Source organism: Haloactinomyces albus (assembly GCF_031458135.1).
GTDB classification, from domain to species: domain Bacteria; phylum Actinomycetota; class Actinomycetes; order Mycobacteriales; family Pseudonocardiaceae; genus Haloactinomyces; species Haloactinomyces albus.
In genome coordinates, this window is the sequence record NZ_JAVDXW010000001.1 from 1,595,654 (window position 1) to 1,612,961 (window position 17,308).

A 17,308-nucleotide genomic window follows, 5' to 3' on the forward strand; every position below is an offset into this window, starting at 1 on the left:
GCCGCCGGCTCAGCGCGGTGTGGAGTCGGTCTTCCACGGCATTCCGAGAACATCGTCCGCACGCGCCACGGGCAGAAAGACCTCGAACATCGCGGGCCGTGCCGAACTCAGCTCCAGCCGTCCGCCGTCCGCCTCGACGAGAGCCCGCGCCAGTGCCAGACCCACTCCGGTCGAGCCGCCCGCCGAGAATCCCCGCTCGAACACGTGGTGGACGAGCTGCTCCGGGACCCCCGGTCCGCTGTCACTGACCTCGACGACGACGGTGCCGCTGCCGTGCCGGGCCGCCAGCGTGACCGGCCCCTCACCATGGCGCACCGCATTGTCCAGCAGCACACCAATGGCTTCGCGCAGCCGCGCCGGGGTGGCTCGGGCAAGCAGTCCCTCCTCGACGCGCAAGCGCAGCGTTCGACCCGCCGAACGCAGCAGCTCTCGCCACTCGGTGGCGACGTCGCCGAGTTCGTTGGACACATCGAGCGGCTCCGCGTCTCTGGCCCGTGCCGCGGTCGCGGCGGCAAGCAGGTCATCCAGCACCCCGGAGAGTCGTTCGGCCTGTTCGAGAGCCGCGGCGGCCTCCTCGGCGGTCGCCTCCTCGCCGGTCTCGGCAAGCGTCTCCAGCCGTAGCTGAAGTGCGGTGAGACGGCTGCGCAGTTGGTGCGAAACATCACCGATGAGTTCCCGCTCGCGCTGAACGAGATGTGAAAGCGCGGACCCCGAGGCATCGAGGGCATCCGCGACACGGTCGAGCTCGGGTACCCCGTGCCGCTTCGGATCCGACCGGAAATCGCCCGCACCGAGCCTGTTCGCGCGGGCCGCGACATGCCGGAGCGGCTCGGCGAGCCGCCGCGCCGTCAGAGTCGCCACGAGCGTCCCCGTCCCGGCGGACAACACGGCCAGCATCAGCACCACCCCGGCCATCTGCAGTTGCCGGGTCCGCACCGGGCCGCTCGGCACGGCCAGCCGGACGCTGCCGCTCTGCACCATGGACACCGTCTCCACGACCGGGTCCTCACCGGGGACGGGGCCGAGAACGTACTCCCTGCCGCGTATGTGCACCGTCAACCGCGCCTCGTCCGGGACCACGAGCCGAACGTCGCTCAAGTCGATCGGCCTTCCGGCCGCGATCTGCTCGTCCAGCCGCGTGGCGATCTGTTGCGCCCGGGTGGACAGGTTGCTGCGGGTGATGTCCTCGACAACTTTCAGCGCGCTGAAACCCAGCGGCAGTCCCAGCACCAGCACCGTCACCGCAACCGCGAGCAGAGTCGCCTGCAACACCCGTCTGCGCATCGCCGAGGGACCGCTGTCAATCGACGTTGAAACGGAATCCGACGCCGCGCACCGTGGCGATGCGCTGCTCATCGGCCCGGCCGTTGCCGTCACCGAGTTTCCGCCGCAACCAGGAGATGTGCATATCCAGTGTCTTGCTGCCCTTGCGGGCCGGTTCCGGCCAGACCCTGTCGAGAATCTCCTCCCGCGTCACGACCTGCCCGGCGTGCTGCATCAGCACCCGCAGAAGTTCGAACTCCTTGTTGGCCAGTTGCACTTCGCTCTCATCGACCAGCACCCGGCGGGCAGTGAGTTCCAGACGCACCCCGCCTGCTTCCAGATTCTCCGGCGCCCCGCGCCGCAGCAGCGCACGAATCCGGGCCATCAGTTCGGCCAACCGGAACGGTTTGGCGACGTAGTCGTCGGCACCGGCGTCGAGCCCGACCACGAAGTCGACCTCGTCGGTGCGGGCGGTGAGCATGAGCACGGGAACGCCCCGCCCCTGGGTACGCAGCCTGCGACACACTTCCAGCCCATCCATACCGGGCAAGCCGAGGTCCAGCACGAGCAGATCGATTCCGCCCGATGCGGCCGCACGCAGTGTCGGGGGGCCCTCCTCGAGTACCTGCACCGAGTAGCCCTCTCGCTGCAGTGCCCTCGACAACGGCACCGCGATGGCTGGGTCGTCCTCGGCCAGCAGTACTACACTCACGCCTCCCAGCCTAGAGGTCGAATCGTCCGGTCCTCGCTCACACACCGACTCTCCAGCGCACCCGCGCGGAATCGAGCACGCGCACGAAAGGCACCGTCCGCGTGGAGGGTCGACGTGTTCGACGCGCGCTTCGATCCACTCCCCGGGCACGGAACCGGAATCCGCCGGGCGGAACCTAGAGTGCTGGGCATGACGATCGCCGATGACCTCGAACTCGCCCTGCGACTCGCCGACCGCGCCGACGCGATCACCGCCGCCCGGTTCCGCGCACGGGACCTGGACGTCCACCGCAAACCCGACCGCACCCCGGTCACCGACGCCGACATCGCCGTCGAGGACGCGGTGCGCGAGATTCTCACCGAGCAGCGTCCGGGAGACGTCGTAGCAGGTGAGGAACGCGGTGGTGCCGTGGGCGACGGCCGGGCGTGGGTACTCGACCCGATCGACGGGACGAAGAACTTCCTGCGCGGTGTACCGGCGTGGGCGAGCCTGATCGCCCTCGTCGAAGAAGGGCGTCCCGTACTGGGTGTGATCAGCGCGCCCGCCTTGCAACGGCGCTGGTGGGCAGCCTCCGGTGCAGGGGCCTGGAGCACCCGCGACGGAAGCGAACCCGGCCGCATCTCGGTCTCGGGAGTGCGCGATGCCTCGGATGCCTATGTGTCGACGACGAATCTCGGCGAGTGGGTGCAACACCACTCTCGGGAGGCCTACCTGCGGCTGATCGACGCCTGCTGGGAGAACCGCGCATTCGGCGACTTCTGGCACCACTGCCTGGTGGCCGAGGGCGCGATCGACCTGGCCGTCGAGCCGATCATCAACGCCTGGGACGTCGCGGCCGTGCAGATCCTCATCGAGGAGGCCGGAGGGACCTTCACGGACCTGGCCGGAAACCCCCGGTACGACGGCGGCAATGCCCTGTCGTCGAACGGCCACCTGCACTCCACTGCGCTGCGGCTGCTCGGAGCTCCCGCGCAGCCGTCCTGAGCGGGGCGAATCCTTCCGAGGCCGGGCGGCTCCCTCACTGCTGTACGGAGGTTCCTCCCGGTGGAGTGCTCGTCGGATCGACAGGACCGACGACTCCGCGCAGCGCCTGCGTCCAGGTGAGCCTGCCGAACAAGTAGAAGCAGGCCACCTGCTCGCTGGAAAAGCGCGCCCAGTCGTAGCGGTTTCCCTGCTCCCGCCAGAACACCTCCCAGGCGGGCCGCCCGTCGACCTCCTCGCGCAGCAGGCACCAGGCATCATCGGCTTCGGCTCCCACCGAAACCACCTGTGGCGGCACACCCATTGCTTCGAGCCATCCGGTCACGGATTCGGCGTTCACTGCGTCTCCTGCTGCACATCCGCCGGCGTCTCCCGGCTCGGCTTCTCGTCCGGTCCCGTGCCCTCCGCCCGCTCGGTGCCGATGCGCAGGGTCGAGGCTTTCGAGGTCCGGGCTTCCTCCGCACTCTGCTCGGCAGGAAGCTCGGTAAGATACCCCATCGCCACCAGTTCGGCGATCGCGTAGATCGTCCGGTAACGGAGGCCACCGCCCGGCTGGGCGAACCACGGCGCCGTGATCGCCTGCCAGACGGGCAGCGGCAGCAACACCCGATAACGGTGGTACCCGCGATCCAGGTGTTCCGGAGGCAGGCACCGGAGGGCGAACGCGGTGCCTGCGGCAGCCAGTGCCCGGCCCGCATCGTCGCCGATCCGATCCACGACGGTGCCGGGGTCCAGGACCACCGCCGCACCGGGCTGCACCCCACCTTCCGGCACGTCCGCCGAGGCGGGCCACACGTAGGAGCGGCCATCGCCGTACGGACCGGCCCTGGCGACGTAGGCACGTTCCCATTCGATCTCGTCGAGTTGCCCGAGCGGGTCGTACTCGGCGACGAGGCCTCCCGGAACCTGCCGGCTCCCCTCGGGAGGCGGATTTCTCCGGGAACTTCCCGCACCGGTCGCACCGGTGCGCACACGCGCGAAGGCACCGGTGTCGACGATCAGATCCGACCGGGGATGGTCCCGAGGAGGAAAGCACGGCGGGGAAGCACGCGCGTCACCGACCTCGGGCACGGACCACTGCTTGCTCGGTCGACTCGCCGCGACCGGCATGTGTCCGATGGGAAACTGATGCAGCACGAAAGCCACGACAGCGGAATTGCGGTCGTTCCTCCGCAGGGGGCGCTGCGACGGTTCGGCCTGCCGCCCCGGTGCCGGCGGATGCGGGGCCGGCGGATGCGGGGCCGACGGATGCGGGGCCGACGGCTGCGGGGATGGTGGCGATGCCCCCGGCGCGGAGCCGGGGCGAAACGCCTCCGGCGGGGTAGGTTGCTGCGGCGGCTGAGCGGGAGCAGGCGCCGAGCCGTACGGGGCCGAGCCGTACGGGGCCGAGCCGTACAGGGTCGAACCGTACAGGGGCCGCGGCGCTCCGCCCGCCGCCTGCGGTGCGGCCCATGCTCGGTGCACGGCCTGCGGAGTGGTCGTCGGCCCCGGATCACCACCTGCCGTACCCGACGTAGCCGGCCCTCCCGCTGCGGGGACGGATCCGTGTGCCTCGCCGAGGGCGGGGAGCGGCCCGGTCCCGGCATCGGCCGGATCCGGTGGCCGACCTCCGAATCGAGTGATCGCCGCGGCAGGTATCGGTCCCGTGTGCGCTGCGTTTTCCTCGCAGGCGCCGGGAACCGAGGCCCGCATTCGCTCATCCATCGTCGGTCCGATATCGGGGGTTTTCGACCCGCAGACCCGCCGTGACCGCGGCATGCACGGCACGGGCGAGAGCCGAACCGACACGAGAACGGGGACCGCCGTAGGGTTCGGCCTCGCCATCGACCGGGCACAGCACCACTGCCGCATCGGTGCAGGTGCCGGTGCCCTCGACGCCCGCCTGTACCAGTGCCTGCGCCTTCGCCTCCGCCACGGTGGCAACGGCGTTGACCAGGGCCGATTCGCTCAATCGCACCGGCGACCAGCACATCGCGTTGATCGTGCCCACACCGGGAACGTGCTCCCCCGCGGGCAGGGACGCTTCGGCCGCCCAGATCGGGTACCCGACACCGGTTGTGACGGTCGCCTGGACACCGTTGTCGATCGCGGTCACTTCATGGCGGACGTCGACAGCGGTGAGCATCCCGACACCGTCACCGGTCAGGCCGAGTTCACCGGCCATTTCCGCCACATGCTCGGCCGGATCGCCGCGGTCGTAGTCGGAGGCGACCGTGGCGTTGAGGACCCAGTGTCGCGGTCCGAGGCCACCACCGTGGGTGGCGGACGATACCGCCAGCCAGGGCCGGTCTCCGCGCCACACCAGGAGCGGCCGAGTCCGCACGGTATGCAACGTCATCCTGTGCAGTGCCGCCTCGCTTCGGGAAGCCACCTGCGGGGAGAGCACATCGGACACGGGTTGCTCGGCCCAGGGGCTCATCGGGCGAGCGCCTTGACGACAGCCGACGGGCTGGGCTTCCCGAGGTGCTCGGCCATCCACACGCTGGTATCGGCGAGGGAGCGCAGATCGACTCCGTGCCGGATTCCGAGTCCCTCCAGCATCCACACCAGGTCCTCGGTGGCGAGGTTGCCGGTGGCCGATCCGGCGTACGGACATCCGCCCAGGCCGCCCGCCGAGGCGTCCACTGTGGAAACACCGAGGCGGAGTGCGGCGTAGGTGTTGCCCAGGGCTTGGCCGTAGGTGTCGTGGAAGTGCACCGCCAGCCGGTGCAACGGCACTCCCGCGGCCACGAAGGCCCGGATCACCGTCTCGACATGGCCGGGAGTGGCCACGCCGATGGTGTCACCGAGGGAGATCTGACTGCAGCCCATGTCGAGCAGCCGCTGCCCCACCGACACCACCTGGTCCACGGCGACCGGGCCCTCCCAGGGATCACCGAAGACCATCGACACGTACCCCCGCACGTTCAGGCCTTCCGCCACCGCATGCCGCACGACGGGGTCGAACATGACGAACTGCTCGTCCAGACCGCGATTGAGGTTGCGGCGGGTGAACGTCTCCGTGGCCGATGCGAAGATCGCGATGTCGTCCACCCCGGACTCCAGCGCGCGGTCCAGCCCTCGTGAGTTCGGTACCAGGACGGGATAGCGCACCCCGTCGGCCCGGCGCAGCTCGCCGAAGAGCTCGACGGCATCGGCGAGCTGCGGCACCCACTCGGGGTGCACGAAACTGGTGGTCTCCACCACCGGCAGACCCGCGACGGCCAGCCGCTCCAGGAATTCGAGCTTGACGTCGAGGGGCACGATCCCGCTCTCGTTCTGCAGACCGTCCCTGGGGCCGACTTCCCAGATCGTGACCTCAGCGGGCACGTCATCGGACTCGGGCGAGGCCACCGCGCTCGGCAGACCCAGCTCTCGCGGATCCATTCAGTACTCTCCCTCCCACCGGGACTCCGGCTCCCGGCGGTACCTGTCATCATCATCGGAGTCGTCGTTGACCTCGCGGTACAGCAGCGAGTGCACCCGTTCCACACCGGGAATGTCATCGAACTCCAACGGCTCGTCCGAGGCGGACTCGACGATCAGTGTGCCGCTGCCGAGCATCCGATCCACGATGCCGTGCCGGAAGCGCACGCTGTTGATCCGCGACATCGGAATGTCGATTCCGGAGCGGGTGAACACCCCTTCCCGCACCATCAAGCGGTGGCTGGTGACGACGAAATGCGTGGTGCGCCACCGCAGCAGCGGCGCCAAAGTCAGTCCGATGATCAGGCTTCCACCGAGTGCAGCCAGCGTGATCCAGACCGGAACCTGCCAGTCGGTCCCCATGGCCAGCGCAGCCAGGTAGGTTCCACCACCGACCACACCGAGAAACACCAGGACCGGCACGATGAGCGTCTTCCAGTGCGGATGCCTGTGCACGACCACGTGCTCGTCCGCGCCGAGCAGATCATCGGGATAGGCCACCGAACCCCTCCTCAGCCGGTGCGGTGCGGGCAATCGACCACGTTACCGGCAGGCTCCTGCCCGTCGCCGCACCCGCGGAGCAATCCGGTGGCGGTTTTCGAGCGGAAATCACTCCGAAGCCGGACGCACGTGCACCACGTCACCGGCCGACACCGGAGTGCTGCGCCCCGTGGCCGTCCGGACGTTCAAGCGGCCGCTCGCGTCGATTCCGGTGGCCGTTCCGGACAGCGGCTCGCCACCACCGAACTCCACTCGCACCTGCTGCCCGAGCGTGGCGCACAATCGCTGATAGCGCTCGAGCAGACCGTCGGCACCGGGAATGCCCCCGTACTCTCGCCACGAGCGCTCGAGGTCGGCGAACGACTCCAGAATTCGCGCGGCGAACTCCTCGCGGTCGACCTGCGCACCTTCGGCGGCCAGCGACGTCGCCGGAAGGCCTCCCGCACCGGTGGGCAGGTCCCCGGCTTCGTGATGCACATTGACGCCGATGCCGAGCACGATCGCCATGCCGTCGAGTGTCGACACGCCCTCGGCGAGAATCCCCGCGGCCTTGTGCCGGGACTCCCCGAGCAGAAGATCGTTCGGCCATTTCAGTCCGACGGCGACCTCGGTCGTTTCGCGGACCGTCTCGGCGAGAGCCACACCGGCAACCAGCGGCAGCCACGACAGCGCCGACTGCGCCACCACCACCGGACGCAGCAGGATGCTCATGTGCAGGCCGTAACAGGGTGGCGACACCCACGATCGCTGCATCCGTCCCCGGCCCGCCTGCTGCTCCTCCGCGATCAGCACCGTCCGGTCCGCGGCACCACCGGCGGCCTCGGCGACCAGGTCCGTGTTGGTCGAGCCGGTCACGGGCACGACGTCCAGCGCGCTGTAGGGACCGTTGCCGACCAGGCGATCACGGAGCTTGTCGGCGTTGAGTGGTGTCGGCGTCGTCCTCACACTCCAAGACTACGAGTCCCGGTGGACCGGATATTCACACCACCGCCGGTAAGCCTGCCAACGTGTACCGGCGCAACCACGAGACCGTGCACACCGGTTCCAACCTCCTTCTACGATCGCAGCTTTCCGACGGCGGCATCGTTGTTCTCCGTGATGCGGAAGCCGACGCCGAATTCGCGGCGACACTGGCGCGGACACTGGCCAACGGACTGCTCCGGAGAATCCGCATGAGACCGAACAGCGCAGTAAGTGACACGCATCACACCCGGTCTCCGGGTGTTCGCCGCCGCCCCTGGCTAGGCTGCCGGGCATGAGCAGTGCGACCGAACCGATCGGTGAGCCGCCAGCCGGTGAACCGGATATTCACACCACCGCCGGTAAGCTTGCCGACCTGTACCGGCGCAACCACGAGGCCGTGCATGCCGGTTCCGAGCGAGCGGTGGAAAAGCAACACGCCAAGGGCAAGAAGACCGCTCGGGAACGAGTCGAGGCGTTGCTGGATACCGGCTCGTTCATCGAGCTCGACGAGCACGCCCGGCACCGGTCGACGAACTTCGGGATGGAGGCTTCCCGCCCGTACGGCGACGGGGTGGTGACCGGCCATGGCACGGTCGACGGTCGCCAGGTGTGCGTGTTCTCGCAGGACTTCACCGTGTTCGGCGGCAGCCTGGGCGAAGTGTTCGGCGAGAAGATCGTCAAGGTGATGGATCTGGCGCTGAAGACGGGCTGCCCGCTGATCGGCATCAACGACTCCGGGGGTGCGCGCATCCAGGAGGGTGTGGTCGCGCTCGGTCTCTACGCCGAGATCTTCAAGCGCAACACGCATGCCTCCGGGGTGATCCCGCAGATCTCGCTGATCGTGGGACCCTGCGCGGGCGGTGCGGTGTATTCGCCTGCGATCACCGACTTCACCGTGATGGTCGATGAGACCTCGCACATGTTCATCACCGGACCCGACGTCATCAAGACCGTCACCGGTGAGGACGTCACCTTCGAGGAGCTCGGCGGCGCCCAGACGCACAATGCCACCTCCGGCAACGCGCACTACATGGCCTCCGACGAGGAAGACGCGATCTCCTACGTCCAGGAGCTGCTGTCGTACCTGCCCGCCAACAACCTCTCGGAGCCGCCCACCTTCGAGGCCGAGCAGATCGAGGGCTCGATCACCGAGTCGATCAGCGATGCCGACCGCGAGCTCGACACGTTGATCCCGGACTCGCCGAACCAGCCCTACGACATGCACGAGGTGCTCACCCACGTCCTCGACGACGGGGAGTTCCTCGAGGTCTCGAAGCTGTTCGCGCCGAACATCGTGGTCGGCTACGGCCGCATCGAGGGCCACAGCGTGGGTATCGTGGCCAACCAGCCCACCCAGCTGGCGGGCACCCTGGACATCGACGCCAGCGAGAAGGCCGCCCGGTTCGTGCGCACCTGCGATGCCTTCAACATCCCGGTGGTGACCTTCGTCGACGTCCCCGGGTTCCTGCCCGGCACCGATCAGGAGTGGAACGGCATCATCCGGCGCGGCGCCAAGCTGCTGTACGCCTATGCCGAGGCGACCGTGCCACTGGCCACGGTCATCACCCGCAAGGCCTACGGTGGGGCCTACGACGTGATGGGCTCCAAGCACCTCGGCGCCGACATCAACCTGGCCTGGCCCACCGCGCAGATCGCGGTCATGGGCGCCCAAGGGGCGGCCAACATCCTCTACCGGCGTCAACTGTCCGAAGCCGCCGAGAAGGGCGAGGACGTCGAGGCACTGCGTGCCCAGCTGCAGCAGGAGTACGAGGACACCCTGGCCAACCCCTACGTGGCCGCCGAGCGCGGCTACGTCGACTCGGTGATCCCCCCGTCGCACACCCGCGGCCACCTCGCCCGCAGCCTGCGCATGCTGCGGACCAAACGCGACAGCCTGCCCGCCAAGAAGCACGGCAACATCCCCCTGTGAGGGAATCGAGCCGGGCGGGTACCGAGGACGTGACCGGTCGGGAGTGCTGGTTCCTGCCGGAACCGACAGTCGGCACTCCCGCCCCAGGAGGTGCACATGAGTGACGAGAGCGCTCCCCACGACGAGCCGCAGCGGCCGGTGCTGCGCATCGTGCGTGGTGCTCCCGACGACGCCGAGATCGCCGCACTCACCGCGGCCCTGACCGGTGTCGCCGCAGCCAACGCCGCCGCGGCCACCACGCCGCGGCGGCGGCCCCTGTCGATGTGGGCCGACCGCTCCGCGGGACTGCGTCATCCCGGCGGCAGGCGTCCCCTTCGCCCCGGCCCCAACGCCTGGCGCGCCTCCGCACTACCGCAGTGAGGACGGTTTCGCGCGGAACCGCACACCGATAAAAATGCAGTTTCGCGCGAAACTGCATTTTTCCTGCCCGGGAGGGCCTACTCCGTTGCGCCGAGGAGGGAAAGCAGGGGCGCTGCCTTGGTCAGGCACTCCTGCCACTCCCGTTCCGGGGCGGAGTCCGCGGTGATCCCCCCGCCGACACCGAAGCGCAGCTCACCGCCTGCGTACTCCAGAGTCCGGATGGCCACGTTGAGTTCGGCACCGGCCACCGGTGAGGACATCCCGACAGTGCCGCAGTACACCTCGCGCGGCTCGGACTCCAACTCGGCGATGATCTCCAGCGCGCGCACTTTCGGGGCTCCGGTCACCGACGCCGGAGGGAACGCGGCAGCCAGCAGCGCCGAGGTCGGCACGCCCTCGGCGAGCTCGGCCCGTACCTCGGACACCAGGTGCCACACCCCCGGATGCGGTTGCACCTCCAGCAATCGAGGGGTCGTGACGCGTCCGACCTCGGCGACTCGGCCCAGATCGTTGCGCGCCATGTCGACGATCATCACGTTCTCGGCCACGTCTTTCGTGGATTCCCGCAGAACCTGCGCGTTGCCGTCGTCACCGGGACCGCGCCGAGGTGTCGTGCCCTTGATCGGGCTACTGCGGACAACGGTGCCGTGCCGCGACAGGAACAGCTCGGGAGACAGGGAGGCCACGGCGCCCCACCCACCTCCCACATAGGCGGCACGCGCGGGGCCGAACCGCGCACTGCCCGCCGCGAACAGCTCCAGGGGATCTCCCTCGAACGGCAGGGAAAACCGGCTGCAGATGTTGGCCTGGAAAATCTCGCCCGTCGCGATCTCGTCGAGGCACCCTCGCACGGCCTTGTGGTGCCGTCCGGGTTCCGGTCCCGTGACCGGGCCCGCCGACCATGACGACTCCCCTCCGTGCGTGGTGGCGGCAACCAGTTCACCGAGTTCGGTCAACAGCTCCTCGGGGGGTTCTCCGGCATGCAATGCCTCGAACCACCACTGCCCGTCCGCATCGCGACGCAGGACATGATCGGCCCATCCCCAGGCAGCCTGCGGCAACCCGCGCCCGGTGGGAAACCGACCGGGATCGGTCAGTCCGTAACCCAGGTAGCCGATCCATCCGCCACCGATGGCTCCCGGCGGGGCGGATACCGATACCGCCGGCTGGTCATCGAGCGTGGCGAACGCCTCCGCCGCATCGACCGGGGCAATCCTCACCGAGGGGGCCAACACAGCACTGCCGCCGAACCAGTCACCGGTCAACGCAGCAGGCGGCGCCAACCCGCGGCGACACGCGCGCGCGCCAAGCCGCCGCAACACCTGCTCCGCGCTCGCGGTGCCGCTGATCGGTCGGACGAAGAGTTGCACCGCTCCAGTATGACGGCCGACCACCACTGTTCCCGTCCGGCCACGAGCGGCGGCTCCGAAAAGGCCGCGGCACATCCGGGCAGGCGCGCCGGGCGCTACAGTCACGAGCGTGCGTTTCGTCCTTGCTTCCGCCTCACCCGCCCGCCTGTCCGTCCTGCGCTCCGCCGGAATCGACCCGCTCGTACGGGTATCCGGCGTCGACGAGGACGCCGTGGCAGCAGCACTGACCGACCCCACGCCTGCCGAACTCGTGACCGCTCTCGCCGAGAGCAAGGCCGAGGCCGTGATCCCCGCCATCGCGGACGAGGTGCCGGATGCGGTGATCGTCGGCTGCGACTCGATGCTGTCGACCCAGGAGGAGCACGGACCGGAGGTCGTGGGCAAACCCGCCACCGCCGAGGTGGCTGCGCAGCGCTGGAAACGGATGGCGGGCGGCACCGGCGAACTGCTCACCGGACACGCGGTCGTGCGGCTACGCGATGGGGCGATCGAAGCACGGGCACGCGATCACCTGTCGACCACCGTGCGGTTCGCCGAACCGACCGACGCCGAACTCGACACCTACATTGCCACCGGCGAGCCGCTGGCAGTGGCCGGTGGTTTCACCCTGGATGGCCTCGGCGGCTGGTTCGTCGAGGGCGTGGACGGCGACCCCTCCAGTGTGATCGGCATCAGCCTGCCGCTCACCCGCAAACTGCTCGGCCGGGTTCACGTGAGTGTCGTCTCACTGTGGGGCACGCAGGCCACATCCTGACGGGCACCAGCGCAGGAAACACGACCGTGTGAACTCTTTGACGTGTTCTCCGGCCACAACGGCGTACGGTCACACTTTATAGGACGGTGACCAACCACAATACGGCGACGAACGCTTAGACTCTTCAGCGATTTTCGGTGTCGTTGCTGTCGGTTTTCTTAGGAGGCATGGCGTGCCCGAGCAGGACTCGACCGGCCACGCGCGGTTGCGCAAGGTGTTGGTGGCGAATCGTGGTGAGATTGCGGTGCGGGTGGTGCGTGCGTGTGCGGATGCGGGCATGGCCAGTGTGGCGGTGTATGCCGAGCCGGATGCGGGGGCGCCGTTCGTGCGGTTGGCTGATGAGGCGTTTGCGTTGGGTGGGGCCACGGCGGCGGAGAGTTATCTGGATATCGGCAAGATTGTGGAGGTGGCTTGCCGGTCGGGGGCGGATGCGGTGCATCCGGGGTATGGGTTTTTGTCGGAGAATGCCGAGTTCGCCGAGGCGGTGTTGGCGGCGGGGTTGGTGTGGATCGGTCCGTCGCCGCAGGCGATTCGGGATCTGGGGGACAAGGTCACCGCGCGGCATATTGCCACTGCTGCGGGGGCGCCGTTGGTGCCGGGCACGCGGGAGCCGGTGGCCGGGTCGGCGGAGGTGGTGGCCTTTGCCGAGCAGTACGGGTTGCCGGTGGCGATCAAGGCGGCCTTTGGTGGGGGTGGCCGGGGGTTGAAGGTGGCTCGGAGTGTGGCCGAGATTCCGGAGTTGTTCGATTCGGCGGTGCGGGAGGCCGAGGGGGCCTTCGGCCGGGGTGAGTGTTTCGTGGAGCGGTATCTGGACCGGCCGCGGCATGTGGAGGCCCAGGTGTTGGCCGATGTGCATGGCCGGGTGGTGGTGGTCGGTACGCGGGATTGTTCGTTGCAGCGGCGGCATCAGAAGTTGGTCGAGGAGGCTCCGGCGCCGTTTTTGACCGAGCAGCAGCGTGGCACCATTCATGAGGCCGCGCGGGCGATTTGTGTCGAGGCCGGTTATCACGGGGCCGGTACGGTGGAGTTTTTGGTCGGCGCTGATGGCACGATCTCGTTTTTGGAGGTCAATACCCGGTTGCAGGTCGAGCATCCGGTCAGTGAGGAAACCACCGGGCTGGATCTGGTTCGTGAGCAGTTCGCCATCGCCGAGGGGCGCCCGCTGGCGGTGACGGCCGATCCGCCCGCCCGGGGGCATGCCATCGAGTTCCGCATCAACGGTGAGGACGCCGGGCGTAACTTCCTGCCCACGCCGGGGGCGGTGACCCGGTTGGACTGGCCGGCCGGGCCGGGGGTGCGCATCGATGCCGGGGTGGAGACCGGCAGCGTTATCGGCGGCCAGTTCGACTCGCTGCTGGCCAAGGTCATCGTCACCGGCGACAGCCGGGCCCAGGCGCTGCAGCGGTCGGCGCGGGTGCTGGCGGAGATGACCGTGGAGGGGCTGGCCACCGTGCTGCCGTTTCACCGTGCCATCGTGGCGGACCCGGCCTTTGCCGCCGAGCACGGCGCCGAGAGTTTCACCGTGCACACCCGCTGGATCGAAACCGAGTTCGCCAACACCATCGCCCCGCACCCCGGCGCGGCCGAGCCGGCCGAGACCGAGCCCCGCAGGCAGGTCACCGTCGAAGTCGACGGGCGGCGCCTGCAGGTGTCCCTGCCCGCCGACCTGGCCGCCCCGGCCGGTGGTGGCTCCGCGGCCCCGGCCAAACCCCGCAGGCGCAGCAGCGGCGGCGCGGCAGCGGCCTCCGGCGACGCGGTCACCGCCCCCATGCAGGGCACCGTCATCACCCTGACCGTCGACGACGGCGACCACGTCGACACCGGCGACCAAATCCTGGTACTGGAAGCCATGAAAATGGAAAACCCCGTCACCGCCCACAAAACCGGCACCATCACCGGCCTGAAAACCCAACCCGGCGACTCCGTCAGCCAAGGCACCACCCTCTGCGACATCAAAGACTAGACTGAACGTGTTCATGGCTTGGGGACTCCCTCCCGGACCCCTTGCCCAACACGGAAAACCGTGTTGAAGGCCGCACCAGGCAGCCACGGATGTGCAGCGTGAGCGAAAACCAGCGGGACCAGCACCTGCGGATCGGTGATCCCGAACGCAACCAGGCAATCAACCTGCTCGGGGAGCATCTCTCCGCCGGACGTCTGGATGTCCAGGAGTTCGACGAGCGTTGCGCGCGGGTGGCTTCCGCTCGGTTTCGTTCCGACCTGTCGGCACTGTTCGACGATCTACCTGCGCCACGTCCGGCCGCTCCCGCACAACAGGAGAAATCCGCCCGGGGAGTCGGGGGCGCCGTACTCGGCCTGTCGGTGCTCCTCGCACTCGTGGCCCTGGCCTTGCTGACCAGGCAACTATTGCTGCTCGTGCTCGTCCTCGGTGGTGTCGCGTTCTGGCTACTACGCCGCCGAGGATGAGCCGCCCTGCTCACTTGCTCGCCCCGCGCGCTTCCACTGCACGGGGTGGTCACTTCGCTACGGTGGCACCATGCACAGCTCGCTGCTCGTCGGCCGACAACGGCGATTCGGGACTCTCGTGGCCGGTACTCTCCTGGTGAGCGGATGCGGATTCGTACAGACCGAGAATGCCACCGGCATCGTCGGGGCCACCGAACCAGCACTGTCCGAAACGGTGTCGGCTTCCCCGCCGAGCACAGCACCACTCCCGCCACGCCCGGCCGACTTGCCGTTGAACGGGATCGACCCGTGCGAGCTGCTCACCGCGCAGCAGCGCGCCCGGCTCGGTTTCGACCGCGAACCGCTCACCGCTGCCGCGCCGGGCTTCGGTAATGTCGCCACCTGCAATTTCCGTAACAGCACGGCGCAGGTCGGCGCGCGGCTGTCCCTGGTGACCGGCGAAAGCATGGACGTGTGGACCAGCGATGCCGCACGAGTACGGGCCACACCCGTCGAGATCGCGGGATTCCCGGCGCTGGTGGTTCGCACCCCCGAATTGAATCTGGCCTGCAACGTGGCGGTGGATGTCGCCGAGGGCCAGCATGTGGATGTGCTGTACCGAAACGACGGCGCGAATCCTCCGCCGCCGCTCCATCGGTTGTGCGCGGGTGCCAAGCGGGTCGCGGAAGCTGCCGTGACCCGCTTGAAAGAGCCGAGCCCCTCGAAGACCAGCTCCTCTCCCAGCCCCTCACCCACCGTCAAGCTGAACGACTGAACCCGCTCGCGAATCGACCGCCCTCGCGGGCATCGGGTATCAACTGACGGGTTCGGTGAGGTCTTCGCGCACGTCCGGAGCCGCGGAGCGCTTCGCGTCGGCCGCCTGATCGTCGGGCTGAATCTGCGAGTCCCGCTCGGCTTCGACACGCGCAGTGTAGACCTCGATTTCCCGCGCGATCCGCTGCTCGTCCCAGCCCAGCAGATCGGCCATCAACCGGGCCACCTCCTCGGCACATCCGACACCACGGTGGGGGTACTCGATCGAGATGCGAGTGCGCCGCGTGAGCACGTCCTCCAGGTGGAGCGCACCTTCACGGCTGACCGCGTAGACCACCTCGATCCGGAGGTAGTTCGGTGCCTCGTGCAGTGGCTGAAGCAGCTCGGTCCGGTCATCGGCGAGACGGAGAACGTCGTGGATCAGCGATCCGTAGCGATCCAGCAGATGCCGGATCCGGTACGGGTGCAGGCCGTGCCGGGAGGCGAGCTGATCGGCCTGATTGACCAGCGCATGGTAACCGTCGGCGCCGAGGAGTGGCACCTTGTCGGTGATCGACGAAGCGATCCGACCGGAGACGTCACTGCCGATCGCATCGACCGCATCGGCGGCCATGACGCGGTAGGTCGTGTACTTGCCACCGGCGATGGCAACCAGTCCCGGAGCGACATGGGCCACCGCGTGTTCCCGTGAGAGTTTCGAGCTCTCGTCGCTTTCCCCCGCCAGCAGAGGGCGCAGACCTGCGTAGACACCTTCGATGTCGTCCTGGGTCAGCGGAGTCGCCAGGACCGAGTTGACGTGCTCGAGGATGTAGTCGATATCGGCCTTGGTCGCGGCGGGGTGCGCGAGGTCGAGGTGCCAGTCGGTGTCGGTGGTCCCGATGATCCAGTGGTTGCCCCACGGAGTCACGAAGAGTACGGACTTCTCGGTGCGCAGGATCAGCCCCGAGTCGGAGACGATGCGGTCGCGAGGCACGACGATGTGCACGCCCTTGCTGGCCCGCACCCGGAAACGTCCGCGACTCCCGGACAGTCGCTGCAGTTCGTCGGTCCACACGCCGGTCGCATTGATGACGGCCTGGGCGCGCACTTCGGTCTCTTCGCCGTTTTCCACATCGCGCAACCGAACGCCCGCGACCCGGTCGGCCTCCCGCAGAAACCCGATCACCTGTGTCGACGTACGCACGACGGCGCCGTAGCGCACTGCCGTGCGAGCCACGGTCATCGTGTGCCGTGCGTCGTCGGCCTGGGCGTCGTAGTAGCGGACGCCACCGATCAGGGCGCTGCGTTTGAGCGCGGGCACCATACGCTGCACGCCCGCGCGCGTCAGGTGCTTCTGTCCCGGAACCGACCGGGAGCCGCCCATGGTGTCGTAGAGCATCAGCCCGGCCGCCGTGTACGGGCGCTCCCACACGCGATGTGTCAGCGGGTAGAGGAAGCTGACCGGTTTCACCAGGTGCGGGGCCAAGCGGGTCAGCATCAGCTCACGCTCGTGCAAGGCCTCCCGGACCAGGGAGAACTCCAGCTGTTCGAGATAACGCAGGCCACCGTGGAACAGCTTGCTGGAGCGGCTGGAGGTGCCCGCGGCCAGGTCTCTGGCCTCCACGAGTGCGACCCGCAAGCCACGAGTGGCCGCGTCCAGTGCGGCTCCCGCACCGGTCACACCGCCGCCGATCACGACGACGTCGAATTCCTCGGAACCCAGCCGCCGCCAGTTCACGTCACGATCGGTGGGTCCGAGCCTGCCTTCCATCCGGGCGGTTTCGGATTCGTCCTTGGACACTGGTGTCCTCCTCGCTCGTATCGCCCACCGCCGACACGGGCTCGAGCCCGCGTTCCCCTGGTGGTCATCATGCCCGATGCACGCGCTGTGCGCGTTTCTCGACACTTCT

The 17,308-nt window shown here is 68.6% G+C and carries 17 protein-coding genes; 7 read left to right on the forward strand and 10 right to left on the reverse strand.

Translation table 11 applies throughout. The features are described from left to right. Positions 1-9: 9 nt before the first annotated feature. Together JOF55_RS07445 and JOF55_RS07450 are read right to left on the reverse strand one after the other, a co-directional pair. Entirely contained in the window at positions 10-1,284 is a 1,275-nt protein-coding gene (locus JOF55_RS07445) for a sensor histidine kinase (RefSeq protein ID WP_374727244.1), read from the reverse strand. 16 nt (positions 1,285-1,300) lie between these two features. Then, a complete protein-coding gene (locus tag JOF55_RS07450) occupies positions 1,301-1,975 on the reverse strand; it encodes a response regulator transcription factor (RefSeq protein WP_310271590.1) in 675 nt (224 codons plus the stop codon). Between the two features lie 189 nt (positions 1,976-2,164). On the opposite strand from JOF55_RS07450, the gene hisN reads away from it, so the two are divergent. Beyond that, complete coding sequence (hisN, locus tag JOF55_RS07455) at positions 2,165-2,959, forward strand: histidinol-phosphatase (protein WP_310271592.1); 795 nt, start codon at positions 2,165-2,167, stop codon at positions 2,957-2,959. Positions 2,960-2,993: 34 nt separating this feature from the next. Here the strand turns inward: hisN and JOF55_RS07460 are convergent, their stop codons facing one another. From JOF55_RS07460 to JOF55_RS07485, 6 genes are all read right to left on the reverse strand, one after another. Next, positions 2,994-3,296 (reverse strand): hypothetical protein, encoded by a 303-nt coding sequence (locus JOF55_RS07460; RefSeq protein ID WP_310271596.1) that lies wholly within the window; start codon positions 3,294-3,296, stop codon positions 2,994-2,996. Beyond that, complete coding sequence (locus tag JOF55_RS07465; RefSeq protein ID WP_310271599.1) at positions 3,293-4,093, reverse strand: TNT domain-containing protein; 801 nt, start codon at positions 4,091-4,093, stop codon at positions 3,293-3,295. Before JOF55_RS07465 ends, JOF55_RS07460 begins: the two co-directional genes overlap by 4 nt. 559 nt (positions 4,094-4,652) lie before the next feature. Next, positions 4,653-5,294 (reverse strand): adenosylcobinamide amidohydrolase, encoded by a 642-nt coding sequence (locus JOF55_RS07470; protein WP_374727416.1) that lies wholly within the window; start codon positions 5,292-5,294, stop codon positions 4,653-4,655. Between the two features lie 77 nt (positions 5,295-5,371). Next, a complete protein-coding gene (locus JOF55_RS07475) occupies positions 5,372-6,322 on the reverse strand; it encodes a hydroxymethylglutaryl-CoA lyase (protein WP_310271605.1) in 951 nt (316 codons plus the stop codon). Then, entirely contained in the window at positions 6,323-6,862 is a 540-nt protein-coding gene (locus JOF55_RS07480; RefSeq protein ID WP_310271608.1) for a PH domain-containing protein, read from the reverse strand. A gap of 108 nt (positions 6,863-6,970) precedes the next feature. Next, complete coding sequence (locus tag JOF55_RS07485; RefSeq protein WP_310271610.1) at positions 6,971-7,807, reverse strand: biotin--[acetyl-CoA-carboxylase] ligase; 837 nt, start codon at positions 7,805-7,807, stop codon at positions 6,971-6,973. Positions 7,808-8,117: 310 nt separating this feature from the next. Between JOF55_RS07485 and JOF55_RS07490 the strand changes: the two genes are divergently transcribed. Together JOF55_RS07490 and JOF55_RS07495 are read left to right on the forward strand one after the other, a co-directional pair. Further along, entirely contained in the window at positions 8,118-9,755 is a 1,638-nt protein-coding gene (locus tag JOF55_RS07490; RefSeq protein WP_310271613.1) for an acyl-CoA carboxylase subunit beta, read from the forward strand. Positions 9,756-9,851: 96 nt separating this feature from the next. After that, positions 9,852-10,115 carry an acyl-CoA carboxylase subunit epsilon gene (locus JOF55_RS07495; RefSeq protein ID WP_310271615.1) on the forward strand — a complete coding sequence of 88 codons (264 nt, stop codon included), beginning with the start codon at positions 9,852-9,854 and terminating at the stop codon, positions 10,113-10,115. Positions 10,116-10,192: 77 nt separating this feature from the next. Here the strand turns inward: JOF55_RS07495 and JOF55_RS07500 are convergent, their stop codons facing one another. Then, positions 10,193-11,485 (reverse strand): aminodeoxychorismate synthase component I, encoded by a 1,293-nt coding sequence (locus JOF55_RS07500; RefSeq protein WP_310271618.1) that lies wholly within the window; start codon positions 11,483-11,485, stop codon positions 10,193-10,195. Positions 11,486-11,594: 109 nt separating this feature from the next. Between JOF55_RS07500 and JOF55_RS07505 the strand changes: the two genes are divergently transcribed. The 4 genes from JOF55_RS07505 (at position 11,595) to JOF55_RS07520 (ending at position 15,420) form a co-directional block, all read left to right on the forward strand. Continuing rightward, positions 11,595-12,239: a Maf family protein gene (locus JOF55_RS07505; protein WP_310271620.1), complete on the forward strand. Its 645-nt coding sequence runs from the start codon at positions 11,595-11,597 to the stop codon at positions 12,237-12,239. A 172-nt stretch (positions 12,240-12,411) separates the two neighbouring features. Next, entirely contained in the window at positions 12,412-14,202 is a 1,791-nt protein-coding gene (locus JOF55_RS07510) for an acetyl/propionyl/methylcrotonyl-CoA carboxylase subunit alpha (protein ID WP_310271622.1), read from the forward strand. Between the two features lie 98 nt (positions 14,203-14,300). Beyond that, entirely contained in the window at positions 14,301-14,666 is a 366-nt protein-coding gene (locus JOF55_RS07515; RefSeq protein ID WP_310271625.1) for a DUF1707 SHOCT-like domain-containing protein, read from the forward strand. 70 nt (positions 14,667-14,736) lie between these two features. Continuing rightward, positions 14,737-15,420, forward strand: coding sequence for a DUF3558 domain-containing protein (locus tag JOF55_RS07520; RefSeq protein WP_310271629.1), 684 nt, complete (start codon positions 14,737-14,739; stop codon positions 15,418-15,420). 39 nt (positions 15,421-15,459) lie between these two features. On the opposite strand, the gene JOF55_RS07525 is transcribed toward JOF55_RS07520, so the two are convergent. Continuing rightward, entirely contained in the window at positions 15,460-17,199 is a 1,740-nt protein-coding gene (locus JOF55_RS07525; protein WP_310271632.1) for a glycerol-3-phosphate dehydrogenase/oxidase, read from the reverse strand. Positions 17,200-17,308 lie beyond the last annotated feature (109 nt).

What these genes read in the sequence shown, in the direction of transcription:
- JOF55_RS07470 (WP_374727416.1), bottom strand. Translation starts at nt 5,294, where the DNA reads ATGACGTTGCATACCGTGCGGACTCGGCCGCTCCTGGTGTGGCGCGGA.
- JOF55_RS07490 (WP_310271613.1), top strand. Translation starts at nt 8,118, where the DNA reads ATGAGCAGTGCGACCGAACCGATCGGTGAGCCGCCAGCCGGTGAACCG.
- JOF55_RS07475 (WP_310271605.1), bottom strand. Translation starts at nt 6,322, where the DNA reads ATGGATCCGCGAGAGCTGGGTCTGCCGAGCGCGGTGGCCTCGCCCGAG.
- JOF55_RS07495 (WP_310271615.1), top strand. Translation starts at nt 9,852, where the DNA reads ATGAGTGACGAGAGCGCTCCCCACGACGAGCCGCAGCGGCCGGTGCTG.
- hisN (WP_310271592.1), top strand. Translation starts at nt 2,165, where the DNA reads ATGACGATCGCCGATGACCTCGAACTCGCCCTGCGACTCGCCGACCGC.
- JOF55_RS07445 (WP_374727244.1), bottom strand. Translation starts at nt 1,284, where the DNA reads ATGCGCAGACGGGTGTTGCAGGCGACTCTGCTCGCGGTTGCGGTGACG.
- JOF55_RS07520 (WP_310271629.1), top strand. Translation starts at nt 14,737, where the DNA reads ATGCACAGCTCGCTGCTCGTCGGCCGACAACGGCGATTCGGGACTCTC.